Raw genomic sequence first — 22,441 nt, forward strand, 5'->3', positions numbered from 1 at the left:
TCATTCGTGACTGATTATCTTAAAGATGACTCTTGCGAGTCGTGTTTAAGATATTGCTCTTTAACAATCTGGAACAAGCTGAAAATTGAAACATGACAGCTGAAACTTATCCCTCCGTAGAAGTATTGGGGTAAGGATTAACCTGTCATAGAGTCTCTCAAATAAACAGCACGACAGTGTCTCTGTTTACAGAAACACCTTCGGGTTGTGAGGTTAAGTGACTAAGCGTACACGGTGGATGCCTAGGCAGTCAGAGGCGATGAAGGGCGTGCTAATCTGCGAAAAGTGTCGGTAAGGTGATATGAACCGTTATAACCGGCAATACCCGAATGGGGAAACCCAGTGTGTTTCGACACACTATCGTATGGTGAATACATAGCCATACGAGGCGAACCGGGGGAACTGAAACATCTAAGTACCCCGAGGAAAAGAAATCAACCGAGATTCCCCTAGTAGCGGCGAGCGAACGGGGAACAGCCCAGAACCTGAATCAGTTCTTGTGTTAGTGGAAGCGTCTGGAAAGTCGCGCAGCAAAGGGTGATAGCCCCGTACACTAAAATGCATTAATTGTGAGTTCGATGAGTAGGGCGGGACACGTGACATCCTGTCTGAATATGGGGGGACCATCCTCCAAGGCTAAATACTCCTGACTGACCGATAGTGAACCAGTACCGTGAGGGAAAGGCGAAAAGAACCCCGGCGAGGGGAGTGAAATAGAACCTGAAACCGTGTACGTACAAGCAGTGGGAGCACCTTCGTGGTGTGACTGCGTACCTTTTGTATAATGGGTCAGCGACTTATATTTTGTAGCAAGGTTAACCGTATAGGGGAGCCGTAGGGAAACCGAGTCTTAACTGGGCGAATAGTTGCAAGGTATAGACCCGAAACCCGGTGATCTAGCCATGGGCAGGTTGAAGGTTGGGTAACACTAACTGGAGGACCGAACCGACTAATGTTGAAAAATTAGCGGATGACTTGTGGCTGGGGGTGAAAGGCCAATCAAACCGGGAGATAGCTGGTTCTCCCCGAAAGCTATTTAGGTAGCGCCTCGTGAACTCATCTTCGGGGGTAGAGCACTGTTTCGGCTAGGGGGCCATCCCGGCTTACCAAACCGATGCAAACTCCGAATACCGAAGAATGTTATCACGGGAGACACACGGCGGGTGCTAACGTCCGTCGTGAAGAGGGAAACAACCCAGACCGCCAGCTAAGGTCCCAAAGTCATGGTTAAGTGGGAAACGATGTGGGAAGGCATAGACAGCCAGGATGTTGGCTTAGAAGCAGCCATCATTTAAAGAAAGCGTAATAGCTCACTGGTCGAGTCGGCCTGCGCGGAAGATGTAACGGGGCTAAACCATGCACCGAAGCTGCGGCAGCGACGCTCAGGCGTTGTTGGGTAGGGGAGCGTTCTGTAAGCCGTTGAAGGTGAACTGTGAGGTTTGCTGGAGGTATCAGAAGTGCGAATGCTGACATAAGTAACGATAAAGCGGGTGAAAAACCCGCTCGCCGGAAGACCAAGGGTTCCTGTCCAACGTTAATCGGGGCAGGGTGAGTCGACCCCTAAGGCGAGGCCGAAAGGCGTAGTCGATGGGAAACAGGTTAATATTCCTGTACTCGGTGTTACTGCGAAGGGGGGACGGAGAAGGCTAGGCTAGCCGGGCGACGGTTGTCCCGGTTTAAGCGTGTAGGGGGGTGTTCCTGGTAAATCCGGAACGCTACCAACCCTGAGGCGTGATGACGATGCACTACGGTGCAGAAGTAGTTGATGCCCTGCTTCCAGGAAAAGCCTCTAAGCATCAGGTAACATCAAATCGTACCCCAAACCGACACAGGTGGTCAGGTAGAGAATACCAAGGCGCTTGAGAGAACTCGGGTGAAGGAACTAGGCAAAATGGTGCCGTAACTTCGGGAGAAGGCACGCTGGCGCGTAGGTGAAGAGACTTGCTCTCGGAGCTGAAGCCAGTCGCAGATACCAGCTGGCTGCAACTGTTTAATAAAAACACAGCACTGTGCAAACACGAAAGTGGACGTATACGGTGTGACGCCTGCCCGGTGCTGGAAGGTTAATTGATGGGGTCAGCCGCAAGGCGAAGCTCTTGATCGAAGCCCCAGTAAACGGCGGCCGTAACTATAACGGTCCTAAGGTAGCGAAATTCCTTGTCGGGTAAGTTCCGACCTGCACGAATGGCGTAATGATGGCCAGGCTGTCTCCACCCGAGACTCAGTGAAATTGAACTCGCTGTGAAGATGCAGTGTACCCGCGGCAAGACGGAAAGACCCCGTGAACCTTTACTATAGCTTGACACTGAACATTGAGCCTTGATGTGTAGGATAGGTGGGAGGCTTTGAAGTGTGGACGCCAGTCTGCATGGAGCCAACCTTGAAATACCACCCTTTAATGTTTGATGTTCTAACTCGGCCCCGTGATCCGGGGTGAGGACAGTGTCTGGTGGGTAGTTTGACTGGGGCGGTCTCCTCCCAAAGAGTAACGGAGGAGCACGAAGGTTAGCTAATCACGGTCGGACATCGTGAGGTTAGTGCAAAGGCATAAGCTAGCTTGACTGCGAGAGTGACGGCTCGAGCAGGTACGAAAGTAGGTCTTAGTGATCCGGTGGTTCTGAATGGAAGGGCCATCGCTCAACGGATAAAAGGTACTCCGGGGATAACAGGCTGATACCGCCCAAGAGTTCATATCGACGGCGGTGTTTGGCACCTCGATGTCGGCTCATCACATCCTGGGGCTGAAGTAGGTCCCAAGGGTATGGCTGTTCGCCATTTAAAGTGGTACGCGAGCTGGGTTTAGAACGTCGTGAGACAGTTCGGTCCCTATCTGCCGTGGGCGTTGGAAGATTGAGAGGGGTTGCTCCTAGTACGAGAGGACCGGAGTGAACGCACCACTGGTGTTCGGGTTGTCATGCCAATGGCACTGCCCGGTAGCTAAGTGCGGAAAAGATAAGCGCTGAAAGCATCTAAGCGCGAAACTTGCCTCGAGATGAGTCTTCCCTGGGCCTTTAAGGCCCCTGAAGGAACGTTTAAGACTAAGACGTTGATAGGCTGGGTGTGTAAGTGCAGCGATGCATTGAGCTAACCAGTACTAATGATCCGTGAGGCTTAACCTTACAACACCAAAGGTGTTTTAGAGTAGACGACAATTTTCAGCGAAGTTCCGAGATTGGTTCTGGTGGTTACGAAAGTAACGGCCAAGAATGAAACAGAATTTGCCTGGCGGCAATAGCGCGGTGGTCCCACCTGACCCCATGCCGAACTCAGAAGTGAAACGCCGTAGCGCCGATGGTAGTGTGGGGTCTCCCCATGCGAGAGTAGGACACTGCCAGGCATCAATTAAGCCAAGAGGCCATCCGCAAGGATGGCCTTTTTGCTATGGGGCGGAAATGGAAATACCCCTCACCCCCACCCTCTCCCAGAGTACCAGCCGAGAACAACTGAACCCCCGTGTGAGGGAGAGGGAGCCGTCCGGCGTCGTGGATGAGCCCGTACTGCTTCGGAAAGTGGGGAGAGGTTGGGTTTGCCCGTACCGCTTCAGGACGTTGGAAGTAAGTAGAAAGATGAAGTATTACACAGAGAGATCCGCGAGCTCGATCGGTTCCCTCTCCCTGTGGGAGAGGGCTAGGGTGAGGGGATGGTATCACTCGGCTATCCCGAATTATCTCCGCATAGGTAAACGATTAAATATAACCGAGTTCCCACCTGGAAATATTCATGAAATTTTTAGTTCCAAACCCGCCAGGCTAATTCATACATATCATTAATGCTGATAGATTTTATATAACTCAGACTTGTGCTTGAATCAAGATAATAGAATTTTCATATTATCATGATTTAAAAGGATATTTTTAATATCCCATGAGGTCAGAGGTTATTAGCTCACAAGAAATTACCAGTGAATAAAAACAAATAATAGCCATGCGCGGTGGATCGAGTAGACTAGATGATAATTTGTTCCGTCAGAGTATTTAAATCATGTCTACTGAAAGCGCGTCTTTAAAAAATCACAATACTTTTGCGCTCCCGGTCAACGCAGCGCATTTAGTCATTGCCGAAGAAATTGAAATGATGATTAAAGCCTGGCAGCAAGCGCAAAAGCGCCAACAGCCACTGCTGGTACTCGGTGAAGGGAGCAACGTCCTGTTCCTGGAGGATTTTGCCGGTACGGTCATGATTAACCAGTTAAAAGGTATCACCGTCAGGGAAGAGCAGGACGCCTGGCATTTGCATGTCAGCGCCGGAGAGAATTGGCACCATCTGGTCAGCCAGATGCTCGAACGTGGCATCCCCGGGCTGGAGAATCTGGCATTGATCCCGGGTTTGGTCGGTTCGGCCCCTATCCAGAATATCGGGGCGTACGGCATCGAGCTCAAACAGGTCTGTGAGTATGTCGACCTGCTGAACCTGACTACGGGTGAAATCGATCGTATGGATCCTGAACGCTGCCAGTTTGGTTACCGGGAAAGCGTTTTTAAGCATGAGCTTAAGCAAGGATTCGTGATTGTGGGCGTTGGTTTACGGCTTAGCAAACAGTGGAATCCGTTGCTGAACTACGGCGACCTTGCCAAGCTGGATCCCAAGACGGTAACGCCGCAGCAGGTATTTGACGCGGTATGCGCCATGCGGCGCAGCAAGCTGCCAGACCCACGTATTAGTGGCAATGCAGGCAGCTTCTTTAAAAACCCACTGGTGAGCGGGGAAGCCGCTAAAGCATTATTAGCCCAATATCCTGCAATGCCACATTATCCGCAGCCGGACGGGCAAGAAAAACTGGCTGCCGGTTGGCTGATCGATCAGTGTTCACTCAAGGGGCATCAGATCGGTGGCGCAGCGGTGCACCGTCAGCAGGCCTTGGTATTGGTAAATGCCGATAATGCCAGCAGCCAGGATGTGGTGGCACTGGCCAGGCATGTGCGCAATACGGTCGCGCAGAAATTCGATGTCTGGTTAGAACCAGAGGTACGTTTTATCGGGGCCACTGGTGAGCTGGATGCCGTAGAGGTCATTTCATGAGAGATACCACAGTACCACTGAAGATCATCTCCCTACTGGCGGACGGCGAGTTCCACTCTGGCGAACATTTGGGTGAGTCATTGGGAATGAGCCGCGCAGCGATTAACAAGCATATTCAGACTATCCGGGAGTGGGGCTTGGATGTGTTCACGGTTCCGGGGAAAGGCTATAGCCTACCTGCGGCGATCAACTTGCTGGATGCTGAGCGTATACTTGGCTTACTGGAAGACAAGCGGGTCACGGTATTGCCCGTGGTTGATTCAACCAACCAGTATCTGTTGGACAGGCTTGCAGAACTGACATCCGGTGATGCCTGTATAGCCGAGTATCAGCAGGCAGGGCGTGGGCGACGTGGTCGGCAGTGGGTTTCGCCTTTCGGAGCCAACCTATATTTATCCATGTTCTGGCGTCTTGAACAAGGGCCAGCGGCCGCGATGGGGTTGAGCCTGGTTATTGGCATCGTGATGGCAGAAGTGTTGCAGCATCTCGGTGCAGAACAGGTCCGTGTGAAGTGGCCCAATGATTTATATCTTAACGATCGCAAGTTGGCCGGTATTTTGGTTGAGCTGACCGGTAAAACCGGGGATGCAGCCCAGTTGGTGCTCGGAGCGGGTATCAACATGGCGATGCGTGAAACCAACGCCAGTCAGATTGATCAGCGCTGGATCAACCTACAGGAAGCCGGGATCACTATCGATCGTAATGAATTGGCCGCCAAATTGCTTAATGAACTACGAAATTCATTACGGCAATTTGAAATAGATGGGCTAGCACCTTTTATTTCACGTTGGCGTCAATTAGATAATTTTATCGATCGTCCAGTTAAACTATTAATTGGTGAACAACAGATTTTCGGTATTGCCCGCGGTATTGATCAGCAGGGTGCATTGCTACTTGAACAGGAAGGAGTCATTAAACCCTTTATTGGTGGTGAAATATCTTTGCGGAGTGCTGAATAAGCTAAAATAAGAGAGGCCATTGGCCTCTCTTACGCTATCGATTATTTTCGCAACCGTACACTTTCCACAGCGTGATTGGCACTCTTAGTCATGATTAAGCTGGCTCTCTCGCGAGTCGGTAAGATATTCTGCTGTAAATTCAATCCATTAATCTCATTCCACAGCTGGGTGGCGATATTTATCGCCTCCGTTTCCGGCAACTGAGCATAGCTATGGAAATAGGAGTCTGGGTTAGAGAACGCACCCTGACGGAATTTCAGGAAGCGGTTGATATACCAACTTTGCAATAGATCGCCAGGGGCATCGACATAGATTGAGAAATCAACAAAGTCGGAAACAAATACCCGGTGAGGATCGTGTGGATAGTCCATACCGCTTTGCAAAACATTCAATCCTTCCAGGATCAGAATATCAGGCTGTTCGATAACTTTATTGCCTTCAGGCACCACGTCATAGATCAGGTGAGAGTAAACCGGGGCAGTAACACGTTTGGCACCGGATTTAACTTCTGAAACGAATTTCACCAGGCTATGCATGTCGTAGGATTGCGGGAACCCTTTTTTCTTCATCAGGCCGCGCTCGTTCAGCACTTTGTTCGGGTGCAGAAAGCCGTCTGTGGTGATCAGCTCGACGCTACGATGTTCCGGCCAGCGGCTCAACAACGCCTGCAACAAACGCGCCGTGGTACTTTTACCCACGGCTACGCTGCCAGCAATGCCGATCACATAAGGAATGCGTTGGCCATCTGTACCAAGGAATTGCTCCAGAACTGCCTGGCGACGCAGGTTTGAACTGATATAGAAGTTCAGCAACCGTGAGAGCGGCAAGTAGATCTGCGCGACTTCCTCCAGGGAGAGATCTTCGTTAATCCCTTTGAGTTTAACAATCTCTTCTTCCGACAGCGTCAGCGGCACCGAATCCCGTAACGCGGCCCACTGGCTGCGATCGAACTGAAGGTAAGGCGTCGCTAAAGATTGATCTCTTTTTATCATAAGCCAAATTCTGCCTGTTAACGCAGGTTGGGAAAGGCGCTGGACGCCAACTCCAGATAATAATCAAACTGCATATTATAGACAGCGGGCTTTTAGGCGTAGACTTTTTTCGCAAATGTGGTCGATTAGCGGCAGTTTTTACCAATAGTGCGAACAGGCACGCAATTGAGAAAGGGCCTGTTGCAAGGCGGTATCACTGGGCAATGATACCGTTTTCAGGTCAGCTGGCGGCGGCGCGGGAGGGTTGCTGAACGGCAAACAGCCGCTTGTAGTAAATCGCTGTAGGGTGGTAATACCCGTCGGGAGCCGCGGCGTAATCGGGTATCTCCCCGAGGCAACGATAGCCCAACGAGCGATACAGCCCTTCGGCTGCAGAACCGGCCTGGGTGTCCAGATAAAGCAGCCCACGGCGGATCTCAAGCGCCATTTTTTCCAGCGTTTTCATCAACGCCTGTCCAACGCCATTGCGACGGGCGCGGCTGTGCACCAGCAGTTTTTGTACTTCGGCCCGGTTGCGGCCGTTAGGCTTTTGACACAGGGCGAGTTGGACGGTGCCAATGACGCCGCTTTCGTCTCTGGCAATCCACAATAGCAACTCTCCTTTGGCCAACGCTGGGCGCAGGCTATGGAAGTAGCTCTCAGCATCCTCGTGGGGAATTTGCGTGTCGTAACCTACTGAAGCCCCGTGAGTGACCGCATCGGTGAGCAACTGCGCCAGCTCGGCGCGGTATATGGGAAGCGTTGCCGCATTGATCAGGACAATTTTCATCGGTCATTCCTCCTGGCTATTAGGGATAATGATGATAAGCAATAAGCGCGCCAACGCGGCTAACCTGTGGGGGAGCCGCCAACCCAGGGACGAAAGCGGTATATCAGCACCATCAGAGAGCACCGTCCTCTTTGTGGTGCACCATCCCGATCGCGGCTTTAAACCGATAGACTATCTTTGATTGAGCGATATGCAAAAGTGCAGGGAAAGCATCAGCAGGGTAGGTCTAAAATAGTTTAGATTAATGCCCATATTTGATGAAATTTTGCGCCTCAACGGTGAAAAACTGCGAGCCGGATGCAGAAATCGGCTGATTTATGAGCGATAGGGCTTAGATCGCAATTTTTTTGTTGCATAGCCCGTCAGCTCTACCTAGAATGCGCTGCACTTGATGCCGGCTTAGCTCAGTAGGTAGAGCAACTGACTTGTAATCAGTAGGTCACCAGTTCGATTCCGGTAGCCGGCACCATTCAAGTATAAAGTGGTCAGTAAAAGTAGTTAAAATCTGGTGGGGTTCCCGAGCGGCCAAAGGGAGCAGACTGTAAATCTGCCGTCACAGACTTCGAAGGTTCGAATCCTTCCCCCACCACCATATTAGACCCGAGGCACTGGGTCACACCGAGCGGTAATGCTGAATCAAGCGCCGAGCGGGGAAGGTGAAAACCTTCAAACAGTTCGCGCCGCGTAACGGAAGTTGCTGGCACGAAGGGTGAAGAGTTAAGCGACGAACAATCCTTCTCTCCACCTTTAAAGTCTACAGAAAAGTCAGGTAGCCGAGTTCCAGGATGCGGGCATCGTATAATGGCTATTACCTCAGCCTTCCAAGCTGATGATGTGGGTTCGATTCCCACTGCCCGCTCCAAGATGTGCTGATATAGCTCAGTTGGTAGAGCGCACCCTTGGTAAGGGTGAGGTCGGCAGTTCGAATCTGCCTATCAGCACCACTTCTTAATTTCTCGCCCCCTGATTTTCTTTCTGTTTCCTGAATTCAACAAGCAAATGCTTGGTTGATGTGGTGATACCACCGATTTATCCGTGTCTTAGAGGGACAATCGATGTCTAAAGAAAAATTTGAACGTTCAAAACCGCACGTTAACGTCGGTACTATCGGCCACGTTGACCACGGCAAAACTACCCTGACTGCTGCAATCACTACCGTTCTGGCTAAAACCTACGGTGGTTCTGCACGTGCTTTCGACCAGATCGATAACGCGCCAGAAGAAAAAGCTCGTGGTATCACCATCAACACTTCTCACGTTGAATATGACACCCCGACTCGTCACTACGCGCACGTTGACTGCCCAGGGCACGCCGACTACGTGAAAAACATGATCACCGGTGCTGCTCAGATGGACGGCGCTATCCTGGTTGTAGCTGCGACTGACGGCCCTATGCCTCAGACTCGTGAGCACATCCTGCTGGGTCGTCAGGTTGGCGTTCCTTACATCATCGTATTCATGAACAAATGCGACATGGTTGATGATGAAGAGCTGCTGGAACTGGTAGAAATGGAAGTTCGTGAACTTCTGTCTGCTTATGACTTCCCTGGTGATGACCTGCCGGTTGTTCGTGGTTCAGCGCTGAAAGCACTGGAAGGCGAAGCTGAGTGGGAAGCTAAAATCATCGAGCTGGCCGGTCACCTGGATTCTTACATCCCAGAACCAGAGCGTGCTATCGACCAGCCGTTCCTGCTGCCAATCGAAGACGTCTTCTCCATCTCCGGTCGTGGTACCGTAGTTACCGGTCGTGTTGAGCGCGGTATCGTTAAAGTTGGCGAAGAAGTTGAAATCGTTGGTATCAAAGACACCGTTAAGTCTACCTGTACCGGCGTTGAAATGTTCCGCAAACTGCTGGACGAAGGCCGTGCTGGTGAGAACGTTGGTGTTCTGCTGCGTGGTATCAAGCGTGAAGACATCGAACGTGGTCAGGTACTGGCTAAACCAGGTTCCATCAAGCCACACACTCAGTTCGATTCAGAAGTGTATATCCTGAGCAAAGAAGAAGGTGGTCGTCATACTCCATTCTTCAAAGGCTACCGTCCACAGTTCTACTTCCGTACAACTGACGTGACCGGTACCATCGAACTGCCAGAAGGCGTAGAGATGGTAATGCCAGGCGATAACGTGAACATGGTAGTTACCCTGATCCACCCAATCGCTATGGACCAAGGCTTGCGTTTCGCAATCCGTGAAGGCGGCCGTACCGTTGGCGCTGGTGTTGTTGCCAAAGTTATCGCTTAATCGCGGATAATATTTGACGCGACATGCGATAAAAGGGCATCATTTGATGCCCTTTTTCTACGCTGTGAACTAGAACCTATCTCATCAGCGATTTTGCAGTCATAATCATTGGTGAGATGGGCTCTTAAACGGTATTGACTGAAATACGTCATGGCGTAAAACACCGGGATGCTGCCAAGCGGCATCTGTTCGGTTTGGTTTGCCTCGCATTGCGAGGCAAAGTTGTTTGTTCGAATCATTAGTGACAGGTTGGTTTATGAGTGCGAATACCGAGGCTCAAGGGAGCGGGCGCGGCCTTGAAGCGGCCAAGTGGTCAATCGTCGCCGTTCTGTTGGTTGTGGCTATCGTCGGTAACTATTACTACCGTGATTTCAGCCTGCCGCTGCGTGCGTTGGCCGTTGTCGTGGTTATTGCCGTTGCTGGTGCAGTGGCATTGATGACCACTAAAGGCAAAGCCACCGTTGCGTTTGCGCGCGAAGCACGTACTGAAGTACGTAAAGTGATCTGGCCAACTCGTCAGGAAACGTTACACACCACGTTGATCGTTGCCGCGGTAACCGCCGTGATGTCACTGATTCTGTGGGGCCTGGATGGTATATTGGTCCGTCTGGTATCGTTTATTACTGGCCTGAGGTTCTAAAATGTCTGAAGCCCCAAAAAAACGCTGGTACGTCGTTCAGGCGTTTTCCGGTTTTGAAGGTCGCGTAGCGCAATCGCTGCGTGAACATATCAAACTGCACGATATGGAAGAGCTGTTCGGCGAAGTCATGGTTCCCACCGAAGAAGTGGTGGAGATCCGTGGTGGTCTGCGTCGTAAGAGTGAGCGTAAATTCTTCCCTGGCTATGTACTGGTTCAGATGGTGATGAATGACGCCAGCTGGCACTTGGTGCGCAGTGTTCCTCGTGTTATGGGCTTCATCGGTGGAACTTCCGATCGTCCTGCACCGATCAGCGATAAAGAAGTGGACGCGATTATGAACCGCCTGCAGCAGGCTGGTGATAAGCCACGTCCGAAAACGATGTTCGAGCCGGGTGAACTGGTGCGCGTCAACGATGGTCCATTTGCTGACTTTAACGGCGTCGTTGAAGAAGTGGACTACGAGAAGAGCCGCCTGAAAGTGTCTGTCTCCATCTTTGGCCGTGCAACGCCGGTGGAACTGGACTTTAGCCAGGTAGAAAAAGGCTGATCAAATAATCAGCAAGGCGAGCGGGTTTGTAGCTTGTCAGAGGCGCGAGATTGAACTATAATTTCGCGCCTTTTGTTTTTAGATGTCTTGCTCTTGCAGCGAGATAAAACACGGGGAGCCTCTCAGGAGGCGATATTACCCAAACGAGGAAATTTCAATGGCCAAGAAAGTACAAGCCTACGTTAAGCTGCAAGTTGCAGCCGGTATGGCTAACCCAAGTCCACCAGTTGGTCCAGCTCTGGGTCAGCAAGGTGTTAACATCATGGAATTCTGTAAGGCATTCAACGCTAAAACTGACAGCGTTGAGAAAGGCCTGCCGATCCCGGTTGTTATTACAGTTTATTCTGATCGCTCCTTCACTTTCGTTACCAAAACCCCGCCAGCAGCAGTTCTGCTGAAGAAAGCGGCTGGTATTAAATCTGGTTCCGGCAAGCCGAACAAAGATAAAGTTGGCAAAGTGACTAGTGCACAGGTTCGTGAAATCGCAGAAACCAAAGCTGCGGACATGACTGGTTCTGACGTTGCAGCGATGATTCGCTCCATCGAAGGTACTGCTCGTTCCATGGGCCTGGTAGTGGAGGATTAAGAAATGGCTAAGCTGACCAAGCGCATGCGCGTGATCCGTGACAAAGTTGATGCTACTAAGCAGTATGACATCCTCGAAGCTGTTGCTCTGCTGAAAGAGCTGGCCACCGCTAAATTCGTAGAAAGCGTTGACGTTGCCGTTAACCTCGGCATCGACGCTCGTAAATCAGACCAAAACGTACGTGGTGCTACCGTTCTGCCACACGGCACCGGTCGCAGCGTTCGCGTTGCCGTATTTGCCCAGGGCCCTAACGCTGAAGCTGCTAAAGCTGCAGGCGCAGAGCTGGTAGGTATGGAAGATCTGGCTGACCTGATCAAGAAAGGCGAGATGAACTTCGACGTGGTTATTGCTTCCCCGGATGCAATGCGCGTTGTAGGTCAACTGGGCCAGGTTCTGGGTCCACGTGGTCTGATGCCTAACCCGAAAGTGGGTACCGTGACTCCTAACGTTGCAGAAGCTGTGAAGAACGCTAAAGCAGGTCAGGTTCGTTATCGTAACGACAAAAACGGTATCATCCATACCACTATCGGTAAGGTTGATTTCGACACAGACAAGCTGAAGGAAAACCTGGAGTCTCTGCTGGTTGCGCTGAAAAAAGCCAAACCATCTCAGGCAAAAGGCATGTACATCAAGAAAGTTAGCCTCTCCACCACCATGGGTGCTGGCGTTGCTATCGATCAAAGCGGTCTGAGTGCTGTAGCGAACTAATCACCTGGTGATTAATCGCTTTGACTTGGGGGTGGGATTCATCTAGAATCTTATCCCCCAAGGTTCTGCTACGTGCGGAACAACAGATTTTTCGGTTGGAGCCTGGCCTATCCAGGCCTCCGTCCAAGACCGCAGGTGTGCCGCAAGGCACTTAATCCTTCCTGCGTAGACGGTGACAGAGCCTAAAGAAATTTTTTCTTTTTTAAAAAGAATGGTCTTTGCTGGATTCTGCTCACCGTGTTAAGCCGCTCAACGGCGCGTGTTCGCACAAGCTGTTGAGTGAAGTGAGTTCCGGGGATTTCCCCGGCTAAATCCAGGAGCAAAAAGCTAATGGCATTAAATCTTCAAGACAAACAAGCGATTGTTGCTGAAGTCAACGAAGTAGCCAAAGGCGCGCTGTCTGCGGTAGTTGCGGATTCTCGTGGCGTTACCGTTGATAAAATGACTGAACTGCGTAAAGCAGGTCGTGAAGCTGGCGTTTACATGCGTGTTGTTCGCAACACCTTGATGCGTCGCGTAGTTGAAGGCACTGCGTTCGAATGCCTGAAAGACACGTTTGTCGGTCCTACCTTGATTGCATTCTCTACTGAACACCCGGGCGCTGCTGCTCGTCTGTTCAAAGAGTTCGCGAAAGCGAATGCAAAATTTGAGGTTAAAGCTGCGGCCTTTGAAGGTGAGCTGATCCCTGCGGCACAAATCGACCGCTTGGCAACGCTGCCTACTTACGATGAAGCAATCGCACGCCTGATGGCAACCATGAAAGAAGCCGCTGCTGGCAAATTGGTTCGCACTCTGGCTGCAGTACGCGATCAGAAAGAAGCGGCATAAGCCTCTCTCTTTCTTAGCCTTTGCTTACGTATTTAAACTATTTCTGAATTTTAGGAACTTTTGTTATGTCTATCACTAAAGACCAAATTATCGAAGGCGTTGCAGCCCTGTCTGTAATGGAAATCGTTGAACTGATCGCCGCTATGGAAGAGAAGTTCGGTGTTTCTGCTGCTGCTGTAGCTGCAGGTCCTGCTGCTGCTGTTGAAGCTGCTGAAGAAAAAACTGAATTCGACGTTGTACTGAAAGGTATCGGCGCGAACAAAGTTGCAGTAATCAAAGCAGTACGTGGCGCAACTGGCCTGGGTCTGAAAGAAGCTAAAGACCTGGTTGAGTCTGCACCAGCAGCACTGAAAGAAGGCATCAGCAAAGACGACGCTGAAGCACTGAAAAAAGCTCTGGAAGAAGCTGGCGCTGAAGTTGAAGTTAAATAAGCCACTGCTTTTGGAGTGCAGTCTGTTTTAACTAACAGACTGATGGCTGGTGACTTTTTGGTCACCAGCCTTTTTGCGCTGTAGGGCGTCAGTAGAGTTTCACACTGTTTGACTACTGGCTAACCCCAATATTTCTTTCTATCGACGACTTAATATACTGCCCTCTGCGCCGCAGCCGAATCTGCCGCCACGGCAATGAAATGATTTAAGCGTGATAGAAACGAGTATTGCGGAAAGTGTTCTCGCTTTCCGGTCAACAAAACGGTGTTGCATGAACCGTCCCCTACCCGGACGGACAATAGGTTCGACTTTCCAGCGAGCTGAGGAACCCTATGGTTTACTCCTATACCGAGAAGAAACGTATTCGTAAGGATTTTGGTAAGCGTCCACAAGTTTTGGACATACCTTATCTCCTTTCTATCCAGCTTGACTCGTTCCAGAAATTTATCGAGCAAGATCCAGAAGGGCAATACGGCTTAGAAGCCGCATTCCGTTCTGTTTTCCCGATCCAGAGCTACAGTGGCAATTCGGAGCTGCAATACGTTAGCTACCGTCTTGGTGAGCCGGTGTTTGACGTTAAAGAGTGCCAGATCCGTGGTGTGACGTACTCTGCACCGCTGCGCGTAAAACTGCGCCTGGTCATCTACGAACGTGAAGCACCAGAAGGTACGGTCAAAGACATCAAGGAACAAGAAGTCTATATGGGCGAAATTCCGCTCATGACCGAAAACGGTACCTTTGTCATTAACGGTACTGAGAGGGTTATCGTATCCCAGCTGCATCGTAGTCCTGGTGTGTTCTTCGACAGCGATAAGGGCAAAACCCACTCCTCGGGCAAAGTGCTGTATAACGCACGTATCATCCCTTACCGTGGCTCATGGCTGGATTTCGAGTTTGACCCGAAAGACAACCTGTTCGTGCGTATCGACCGTCGCCGCAAACTGCCTGCGACCATTATTCTGCGCGCGCTGAGCTACACCACTGAGCAGATCCTTGACCTGTTCTTTGAGAAAATTGTTTTCGAGATCCGTGATAACAAGCTGCAGATGGAGCTGGTTCCAGAGCGTCTGCGTGGTGAAACTGCGTCCTTCGATATCGAAGCCAACGGTAAGATCTACGTTGAGAAAGCACGCCGTATCACCGCTCGTCATATCCGTCAGCTCGAAAAAGACGAAATTCGCAGCATTGAAGTACCGGTTGAGTACATCGCGGGCAAAGTGGTCGCGAAGGACTATATCGATACCAATACCGGCGAATTGATCTGTGCAGCCAACATGGAGCTGTCACTGGATCTGTTGGCCAAGCTGAGCCAGTCAGGCCACAAGCGTATCGAAACGCTGTTCACCAACGATCTGGACCACGGTGCGTACATCTCTGAAACCGTACGTGTCGACCCAACCAGCGATCGTCTGAGCGCTCTGGTAGAAATCTACCGCATGATGCGCCCTGGTGAGCCACCAACGCGTGAAGCGGCGGAAAGCCTGTTCGAGAACCTGTTCTTCTCTGAAGACCGCTACGATCTGTCTGCGGTTGGCCGGATGAAGTTCAACCGTTCTCTGCTGCGTGACGAGATCGAAGGTTCGGGCATCCTGAGCAAAGACGACATCATCGAAGTGATGAAGAAGCTCATCGATATCCGTAACGGTAAAGGCGAAGTGGACGATATCGACCACTTGGGCAACCGTCGTATCCGTTCCGTTGGCGAAATGGCCGAGAACCAGTTCCGTGTCGGTCTGGTACGTGTTGAGCGTGCGGTGAAAGAACGTCTGTCCCTGGGCGATCTGGATACCCTGATGCCTCAGGACATGATCAACGCCAAGCCAATTTCGGCGGCGGTGAAAGAGTTCTTCGGTTCAAGCCAGCTGTCCCAGTTTATGGACCAGAACAACCCGTTGTCCGAGATCACGCACAAACGTCGTATCTCTGCATTGGGCCCAGGCGGTCTGACCCGTGAACGTGCCGGCTTTGAAGTTCGAGACGTACACCCGACTCACTACGGTCGCGTGTGCCCAATCGAAACGCCGGAAGGTCCAAACATCGGTCTGATCAACTCCTTGTCCGTGTACGCACAGACCAACGAGTATGGCTTCCTGGAAACCCCGTACCGCCGCGTGCGTGACGGCGTGGTGACCGATGAAATCAACTATCTGTCTGCTATTGAAGAAGGCAACTTCGTTATCGCTCAGGCGAACTCCAACCTGGACGAAGAAGGCCGCTTTGAAGAAGACCTGGTTACCTGTCGTAGCAAAGGCGAATCAAGCCTGTTTAGCCGCGACCAGGTTGACTATATGGACGTATCAACCCAGCAGGTTGTCTCCGTTGGTGCTTCACTGATCCCATTCCTGGAACACGATGACGCCAACCGTGCATTGATGGGTGCGAACATGCAACGTCAAGCGGTGCCAACCCTGCGTGCTGACAAGCCGCTGGTAGGTACCGGTATGGAACGTGCCGTAGCGGTTGACTCCGGTGTTACTGCCGTAGCCAAACGTGGTGGTGTGATCCAGTACGTGGATGCTTCCCGTATCGTTATCAAAGTTAACGAAGACGAGATGTACCCGGGCGAAGCAGGTATCGATATTTATAACCTGACCAAGTACACCCGTTCTAACCAGAACACCTGTATCAACCAGATGCCTTGTGTGAATCTGGGTGAGCCAATCGAGCGCGGCGACGTGCTGGCAGATGGCCCGTCTACAGACCTGGGTGAACTGGCATTGGGTCAGAACATGCGCGTCGCGTTCATGCCTTGGAACGGCTACAACTTCGAAGACTCCATCTTGGTCTCCGAGCGTGTAGTACAGGAAGATCGCTTCACCACCATCCACATCCAGGAACTGGCTTGCGTGTCTCGCGACACCAAACTGGGGCCGGAAGAGATCACCGCCGACATCCCTAACGTGGGTGAAGCAGCGCTCTCCAAGCTGGATGAGTCCGGTATCGTGTATATCGGTGCAGAAGTGACCGGTGGCGACATTCTGGTTGGTAAGGTAACGCCGAAAGGTGAAACCCAGCTGACGCCAGAAGAGAAGCTGCTGCGTGCGATCTTCGGTGAGAAAGCGTCTGACGTTAAAGACTCTTCTCTGCGCGTACCAAACGGCGTTTCCGGTACGGTTATCGACGTGCAGGTCTTTACCCGCGATGGCGTGGACAAAGACAAGCGTGCGTTGGAAATCGAAGAGATGCAGCTGAAGCAGGCGAAGAAAGACCTGACTGAAGAACTGCAGATCCTGGAAGCTGGCCTGTTCGCTCGTATCCATGCGGTACTGGTTTCTGGTGGTATCGAAGCCGAGAAGCTGAGCAAACTGCCACGCGATCGCTGGTTGGAACTGGGCCTGACCGACGAAGACAAGCAAAACCAGCTGGAGCAGCTGGCAGAGCAGTACGACGAACTGAAATCCGACTTCGAGAAGAAGCTGGATGCCAAGCGTCGTAAGATCACCCAAGGCGACGATCTGGCACCAGGCGTGCTGAAAATCGTCAAGGTGTATCTGGCCGTTAAGCGTCAGATCCAACCGGGTGACAAGATGGCAGGCCGCCACGGTAACAAGGGTGTTATCTCCAAGATCAACCCGATCGAAGATATGCCTTACGATGAAAACGGTACGCCGGTTGACATCGTTCTGAACCCGCTGGGCGTTCCATCGCGTATGAACATCGGTCAGATCCTGGAAACTCACCTGGGTATGGCGGCGAAAGGCATTGGTGAGAAGATCAACCAAATGCTCAAGCAGCACCAGGAAGTGGCCAAGCTGCGTGAATTCATCCAGAAGGCTTACGATCTGGGTGACGGCGTTTGCCAGAAAGTTGACCTGAACACCTTCACCGACGACGAAGTCTTGCGTCTGGCAGAGAACCTGAAAAAAGGTATGCCGATCGCAACCCCAGTCTTCGATGGTGCGAAAGAGTCAGAAATCAAGCAACTGCTGGAAATGGGCGGTATCCCGACTTCAGGTCAGATTACGCTGTTTGATGGCCGTACCGGCGAGCAGTTCGAGCGCCAGGTAACCGTCGGCTATATGTACATGCTGAAACTGAACCACTTGGTTGACGATAAGATGCACGCGCGTTCTACCGGTTCTTACAGCTTGGTTACTCAGCAGCCGCTGGGTGGTAAGGCGCAATTCGGTGGTCAGCGCTTCGGTGAGATGGAAGTGTGGGCGCTGGAAGCATACGGCGCAGCTTACACCTTGCAGGAAATGCTTACCGTTAAGTCGGATGACGTCAACGGCCGTACCAAGATGTACAAAAACATCGTGGATGGCGATCACCGTATGGAACCAGGCATGCCGGAGTCCTTCAACGTACTGTTGAAAGAAATCCGCTCGCTGGGTATCAACATCGAACTGGAAGGCGACTAATCGCTATTCCAGCTCTGGCTCCCGACCTTAGGGAGCCAGAGGGTGGTTGTTCAGGTCACACGGGCGCACGATTTGTCAGCGTGCTCCCAACAGGTTTAACTCCGACAGGAGCCAATCCGTGAAAGACTTATTAAAGTTTCTGAAAGCGCAAACTAAGACCGAAGAGTTTGATGCGATCAAGATTGCTCTGGCATCGCCAGACATGATCCGTTCATGGTCGTTCGGTGAAGTTAAAAAGCCGGAAACCATTAACTACCGTACGTTCAAACCTGAGCGTGACGGCCTTTTCTGCGCCCGTATCTTTGGGCCGGTAAAAGATTACGAGTGCCTGTGCGGTAAGTACAAGCGCTTGAAACACCGCGGCGTGATCTGTGAGAAGTGCGGCGTTGAAGTGACCCAGACCAAAGTACGCCGTGAGCGTATGGGCCACATCGAACTGGCTTCTCCGACTGCGCACATCTGGTTCCTGAAATCGCTGCCTTCGCGCATCGGTTTGCTGCTGGATATGCCGCTGCGTGACATCGAACGTGTACTGTACTTCGAATCCTACGTGGTAGTAGAAGGCGGTATGACCAACCTCGAGCGTCGTCAGATCCTGACTGAAGAGCAGTATCTGGATGCGCTGGAAGAGTTTGGTGACGAATTCGACGCCAAGATGGGTGCGGAAGCTATTCAGGCCCTGTTGAAAAACATGGATCTGGAAGCCGAGTGTGAGCAGCTGCGTGAAGAGCTGAACGAAACCAACTCCGAAACCAAGCGTAAGAAGCTGACCAAGCGTATCAAGCTGCTGGAAGCGTTCGTGCAATCTGGTAACAAGCCAGAGTGGATGATCCTGACCGTGCTGCCGGTACTGCCGCCAGATCTGCGTCCATTGGTTCCACTGGATGGTGGCCGTTTCGCGACTTCAGATCTGAACGATCTGTACCGCCGCGTGATCAACCGTAACAACCGTCTGAAACGCCTGCTGGATCTGGCTGCGCCTGACATCATCGTGCGCAACGAAAAGCGTATGCTGCAAGAAGCGGTAGATGCCCTGCTGGATAACGGCCGTCGCGGTCGTGCCATCACCGGTTCCAACAAGCGTCCTCTGAAATCTTTGGCCGACATGATCAAAGGTAAGCAGGGTCGTTTCCGTCAGAACCTGTTGGGTAAACGTGTTGACTACTCTGGTCGTTCTGTTATCACCGTAGGTCCATACCTGCGTCTGCATCAGTGCGGTCTGCCGAAGAAAATGGCACTGGAGCTGTTCAAACCGTTCATCTACGGCAAGCTGGAACTGCGTGGCCTGGCCACAACGATCAAAGCCGCCAAGAAAATGGTTGAGCGCGAAGAAGCTGTCGTTTGGGATATCCTGGACGAAGTGATCCGCGAACACCCGGTACTGCTGAACCGTGCACCAACCCTGCACCGTTTGGGTATCCAGGCGTTTGAACCGGTTCTGATCGAAGGTAAAGCGATCCAGCTGCACCCGCTGGTTTGTGCGGCCTACAACGCCGACTTCGATGGTGACCAGATGGCTGTTCACGTACCGTTGACGCTGGAAGCCCAGCTGGAAGCGCGTGCGTTGATGATGTCTACCAACAACATCCTGTCACCAGCGAACGGCGAGCCAATCATCGTTCCTTCTCAGGACGTTGTATTGGGTCTGTACTATATGACTCGTGACTGTGTTAACGCCAAAGGCGAAGGCATGGTTCTGACGGGTCCTAAAGAAGCTGAACGCGTTTACCGCGCCGGTCTGGCCTCTCTGCATGCACGCGTAAAAGTGCGTATTACAGAAGAGATCAAGAATACCGAAGGTGAATCTGTTCACCAGACTTCGATTATTGATACCACCATCGGTCGCGCCATCCTGTGGATGATCGTACCGCAAGGTCTGCCTTACTCGATCGTTAACCAGCCTCTGGGCAAGAAAGCGATCTCCAAGATGCTGAACACCTGTTACCGCATCCTGGGCCTGAAGCCGACCGTAATCTTCGCTGACCAGATCATGTACACCGGTTTTGCTTACGCTGCCCGTTCAGGCGCATCCGTAGGTATCGATGACATGGTTATCCCAGCCAAGAAAGCAGAGATCATCGAAGAAGCGGAAACCGAAGTTGCCGAGATCCAGGAGCAGTTCCAGTCTGGTCTGGTTACCGCGGGCGAACGCTACAACAAAGTGATCGATATCTGGGCTGCGGCGAACGAACGTGTTGCTAAAGCGATGATGGAAAACCTGTCGGTTGAAGACGTGGTTAACCGTGACGGCGTGGTGGAACAACAAGTTTCCTTCAACAGCATCTTTATGATGGCCGACTCCGGTGCTCGTGGTTCTGCCGCTCAGATCCGTCAGTTGGCGGGTATGCGTGGCCTGATGGCCAAGCCAGATGGCTCCATCATCGAAACGCCAATCACAGCGAACTTCCGTGAAGGTCTGAACGTACTCCAGTACTTCATCTCCACGCACGGTGCTCGTAAAGGCTTGGCGGATACCGCACTGAAAACGGCAAACTCCGGTTATCTGACCCGTCGTCTGGTTGACGTGGCGCAGGACCTGGTAGTGACCGAAGACGACTGTGGTACTCACAACGGCATCATGATGACTCCGGTTATCGAAGGTGGTGACGTTAAAGAGCCACTGCGTGAACGCGTTCTGGGTCGTGTGACCGCTGAAGATGTCATCAAGCCGGGTACGGCTGACATCCTGGTGCCACGTAACACCCTGCTGAACGAGAAGACCTGTGACCTGTTGGAAGAGAACTCTGTCGACAGCGTTAAAGTCCGTTCCGTAGTTAGCTGTGAAACCGACTTTGGTGTGTGCGCCAACTGCTATGGTCGCGACCTGGCACGTGGCCACATCATCAACAAAGGTGAAGCTATCGGCGTTATCGCGGCCCAGTCCATCGGTGAGCCGGGTACACAGCTGACGATGCGTACGTTCCACATCGGTGGTGCGGCATCTCGTGCGGCAGCAGAATCCAGCATCCAGGTGAAGAACAAAGGTAACCTGAAGCTGAGCAACGTGAAGTTCGTTATGAACGCCTCAGGCAAGCTGGTCATTACCTCGCGTAATACCGAACTGAAGCTGATCGACGAATTCGGCCGTACCAAAGAAAGCTACAAAGTGCCTTACGGTGCCGTAATGGGCAAAGGTGATGGTGCAGAAGTTAACGGCGGCGAAACCGTTGCTAACTGGGATCCACACACCATGCCGGTTGTGACCGAGGTGAGCGGTTTCATTCGCTTCGCCGATATGGTTGACGGCCAGACCATTACCCGCCAGACCGACGAACTGACCGGTTTGTCTTCTCTGGTGGTACTGGACAGCGCAGAACGTACCGGTAGCGGTAAAGACCTGCGTCCGGCACTGAAAATCGTTGATGCCAAAGGCGACGACGTATTGATCCCAGGTACTGATATGCCTGCTCAATACTTCCTGCCGGGTAAAGCGATTGTGCAGCTGGAAGACGGCATTCAGATCGGTGCGGGTGATACCTTGGCGCGTATTCCTCAGGAATCCGGCGGTACCAAGGATATTACCGGTGGTCTGCCACGCGTTGCGGATCTGTTCGAAGCACGTCGTCCGAAAGAGCCGGCAATCCTGGCTGAAATCAGCGGGATTATCTCGTTCGGTAAAGAGACCAAAGGCAAACGTCGCCTGGTAATCTCTCCACTGGACGGCAGCGACGCTTACGAAGAGATGATCCCTAAATGGCGTCAGCTCAACGTGTTCGAAGGTGAAATTGTGGAACGTGGTGACGTTGTTTCTGACGGCCCAGAATCTCCACATGACATTCTGCGTCTGCGTGGTGTGCATGCGGTTACCCGCTACATCACCAACGAAGTGCAGGAAGTTTACCGTCTGCAAGGCGTTAAGATTAACGATAAACACATCGAAGTTATCGTTCGTCAGATGCTGCGTAAAGGGACCATCGTTAGCGCTGGTAGCACCGAGTTCCTGGAAGGCGAACAGGCTGAAGTATCACGCGTCAAGATTGCTAACCGTAAACTTGCTGCTGAAGGCAAGATCGAAGCAACCTTCTCACGCGATCTGCTGGGTATCACCAAGGCTTCCTTGGCGACCGAGTCCTTCATCTCTGCTGCATCGTTCCAAGAAACGACGCGCGTTCTCACCGAAGCGGCTGTTGCCGGTAAGCGTGATGAACTGCGCGGCCTGAAAGAGAACGTGATCGTGGGCCGTCTGATCCCAGCCGGTACCGGTTACGCTTATCACCAGGATCGTATGCGCCGTAAGGCTCTGGGTGAAACTCCGGTTGTTCCGCTGGTTAGCGCGGAAGAAGCGACAGCCAACCTGGCCGAATTGCTCAACGCTGGCAACCTGGGTGGCAGTGACGAATAAGTCACCTGATCCCTGACTG

13 protein-coding genes, 4 tRNA genes and 2 rRNA genes are annotated in these 22,441 nt (G+C 52.0%); 17 read left to right on the forward strand and 2 right to left on the reverse strand.

The genetic code is table 11. The features are described from left to right. Positions 1-211 precede the first annotated feature (211 nt). The 4 genes from KGP26_RS01825 to birA all read left to right on the forward strand — a co-directional run bounded on the left by KGP26_RS01825 (position 212) and on the right by birA (position 5,978). A 23S ribosomal RNA gene (locus tag KGP26_RS01825) occupies positions 212-3,119 on the forward strand. Positions 3,120-3,221: 102 nt separating this feature from the next. Then, a 5S ribosomal RNA gene (gene rrf, locus KGP26_RS01830) occupies positions 3,222-3,337 on the forward strand. A gap of 644 nt (positions 3,338-3,981) precedes the next feature. Next, positions 3,982-5,019 (forward strand): UDP-N-acetylmuramate dehydrogenase, encoded by a 1,038-nt coding sequence (gene murB / locus KGP26_RS01835; protein WP_094983248.1) that lies wholly within the window; start codon positions 3,982-3,984, stop codon positions 5,017-5,019. Further along, a complete protein-coding gene (gene birA, locus KGP26_RS01840) occupies positions 5,016-5,978 on the forward strand; it encodes a bifunctional biotin--[acetyl-CoA-carboxylase] ligase/biotin operon repressor BirA (protein ID WP_037376753.1) in 963 nt (320 codons plus the stop codon). The genes murB and birA overlap by 4 nt, the downstream gene beginning before the upstream one ends. A gap of 41 nt (positions 5,979-6,019) precedes the next feature. On the opposite strand, the gene coaA is transcribed toward birA, so the two are convergent. Next, positions 6,020-6,970 carry a type I pantothenate kinase gene (coaA, locus tag KGP26_RS01845; RefSeq protein ID WP_021808140.1) on the reverse strand — a complete coding sequence of 317 codons (951 nt, stop codon included), beginning with the start codon at positions 6,968-6,970 and terminating at the stop codon, positions 6,020-6,022. A gap of 220 nt (positions 6,971-7,190) precedes the next feature. After that, entirely contained in the window at positions 7,191-7,739 is a 549-nt protein-coding gene (locus tag KGP26_RS01850; RefSeq protein WP_021182235.1) for an N-acetyltransferase, read from the reverse strand. A gap of 393 nt (positions 7,740-8,132) precedes the next feature. Here KGP26_RS01850 and KGP26_RS01855 point away from each other — a divergent pair. From KGP26_RS01855 to rpoC, 13 genes are all read left to right on the forward strand, one after another. Then, a tRNA-Thr gene (locus tag KGP26_RS01855) sits at positions 8,133-8,208 on the forward strand. A gap of 38 nt (positions 8,209-8,246) precedes the next feature. Then, positions 8,247-8,331, forward strand: a tRNA-Tyr gene (locus KGP26_RS01860). Positions 8,332-8,526: 195 nt separating this feature from the next. Further along, positions 8,527-8,601 (forward strand) — tRNA-Gly (locus tag KGP26_RS01865). Positions 8,602-8,607: 6 nt separating this feature from the next. Beyond that, positions 8,608-8,683 (forward strand) — tRNA-Thr (locus KGP26_RS01870). Between the two features lie 111 nt (positions 8,684-8,794). Beyond that, positions 8,795-9,979: an elongation factor Tu gene (gene tuf / locus KGP26_RS01875; RefSeq protein WP_046808053.1), complete on the forward strand. Its 1,185-nt coding sequence runs from the start codon at positions 8,795-8,797 to the stop codon at positions 9,977-9,979. Positions 9,980-10,235: 256 nt separating this feature from the next. Beyond that, positions 10,236-10,619: a preprotein translocase subunit SecE gene (gene secE / locus KGP26_RS01880; RefSeq protein WP_021182153.1), complete on the forward strand. Its 384-nt coding sequence runs from the start codon at positions 10,236-10,238 to the stop codon at positions 10,617-10,619. A 1-nt stretch (position 10,620) separates the two neighbouring features. Continuing rightward, on the forward strand, positions 10,621-11,166 hold the full coding sequence (gene nusG / locus KGP26_RS01885) for a transcription termination/antitermination protein NusG (protein ID WP_021182154.1): 546 nt from the start codon (positions 10,621-10,623) through the stop codon (positions 11,164-11,166). Positions 11,167-11,323: 157 nt separating this feature from the next. Beyond that, positions 11,324-11,752: a 50S ribosomal protein L11 gene (rplK, locus tag KGP26_RS01890; protein WP_021182155.1), complete on the forward strand. Its 429-nt coding sequence runs from the start codon at positions 11,324-11,326 to the stop codon at positions 11,750-11,752. 3 nt (positions 11,753-11,755) lie between these two features. Beyond that, entirely contained in the window at positions 11,756-12,460 is a 705-nt protein-coding gene (gene rplA / locus KGP26_RS01895; RefSeq protein WP_021182156.1) for a 50S ribosomal protein L1, read from the forward strand. A gap of 330 nt (positions 12,461-12,790) precedes the next feature. Continuing rightward, entirely contained in the window at positions 12,791-13,288 is a 498-nt protein-coding gene (rplJ, locus tag KGP26_RS01900; protein ID WP_021182157.1) for a 50S ribosomal protein L10, read from the forward strand. A gap of 65 nt (positions 13,289-13,353) precedes the next feature. Next, entirely contained in the window at positions 13,354-13,719 is a 366-nt protein-coding gene (gene rplL / locus KGP26_RS01905) for a 50S ribosomal protein L7/L12 (protein ID WP_021182158.1), read from the forward strand. Positions 13,720-14,051: 332 nt separating this feature from the next. After that, on the forward strand, positions 14,052-18,080 hold the full coding sequence (gene rpoB, locus KGP26_RS01910; RefSeq protein ID WP_021182159.1) for a DNA-directed RNA polymerase subunit beta: 4,029 nt from the start codon (positions 14,052-14,054) through the stop codon (positions 18,078-18,080). A gap of 118 nt (positions 18,081-18,198) precedes the next feature. Next, on the forward strand, positions 18,199-22,422 hold the full coding sequence (gene rpoC / locus KGP26_RS01915; RefSeq protein WP_021808068.1) for a DNA-directed RNA polymerase subunit beta': 4,224 nt from the start codon (positions 18,199-18,201) through the stop codon (positions 22,420-22,422). The last annotated feature ends 19 nt before the right edge of the window (positions 22,423-22,441 follow it).

It is taken from the genome of Serratia sp. JSRIV002 (assembly GCF_019968725.1).
Lineage (GTDB): Bacteria > Pseudomonadota > Gammaproteobacteria > Enterobacterales > Enterobacteriaceae > Chania > Chania fonticola_B.

What these genes read in the sequence shown, in the direction of transcription:
- murB (WP_094983248.1), top strand. Translation starts at nt 3,982, where the DNA reads ATGTCTACTGAAAGCGCGTCTTTAAAAAATCACAATACTTTTGCGCTC.
- birA (WP_037376753.1), top strand. Translation starts at nt 5,016, where the DNA reads ATGAGAGATACCACAGTACCACTGAAGATCATCTCCCTACTGGCGGAC.
- coaA (WP_021808140.1), bottom strand. Translation starts at nt 6,970, where the DNA reads ATGATAAAAAGAGATCAATCTTTAGCGACGCCTTACCTTCAGTTCGAT.
- KGP26_RS01850 (WP_021182235.1), bottom strand. Translation starts at nt 7,739, where the DNA reads ATGAAAATTGTCCTGATCAATGCGGCAACGCTTCCCATATACCGCGCC.
- tuf (WP_046808053.1), top strand. Translation starts at nt 8,795, where the DNA reads ATGTCTAAAGAAAAATTTGAACGTTCAAAACCGCACGTTAACGTCGGT.
- secE (WP_021182153.1), top strand. Translation starts at nt 10,236, where the DNA reads ATGAGTGCGAATACCGAGGCTCAAGGGAGCGGGCGCGGCCTTGAAGCG.
- nusG (WP_021182154.1), top strand. Translation starts at nt 10,621, where the DNA reads ATGTCTGAAGCCCCAAAAAAACGCTGGTACGTCGTTCAGGCGTTTTCC.
- rplK (WP_021182155.1), top strand. Translation starts at nt 11,324, where the DNA reads ATGGCCAAGAAAGTACAAGCCTACGTTAAGCTGCAAGTTGCAGCCGGT.
- rplA (WP_021182156.1), top strand. Translation starts at nt 11,756, where the DNA reads ATGGCTAAGCTGACCAAGCGCATGCGCGTGATCCGTGACAAAGTTGAT.
- rplJ (WP_021182157.1), top strand. Translation starts at nt 12,791, where the DNA reads ATGGCATTAAATCTTCAAGACAAACAAGCGATTGTTGCTGAAGTCAAC.
- rplL (WP_021182158.1), top strand. Translation starts at nt 13,354, where the DNA reads ATGTCTATCACTAAAGACCAAATTATCGAAGGCGTTGCAGCCCTGTCT.
- rpoB (WP_021182159.1), top strand. Translation starts at nt 14,052, where the DNA reads ATGGTTTACTCCTATACCGAGAAGAAACGTATTCGTAAGGATTTTGGT.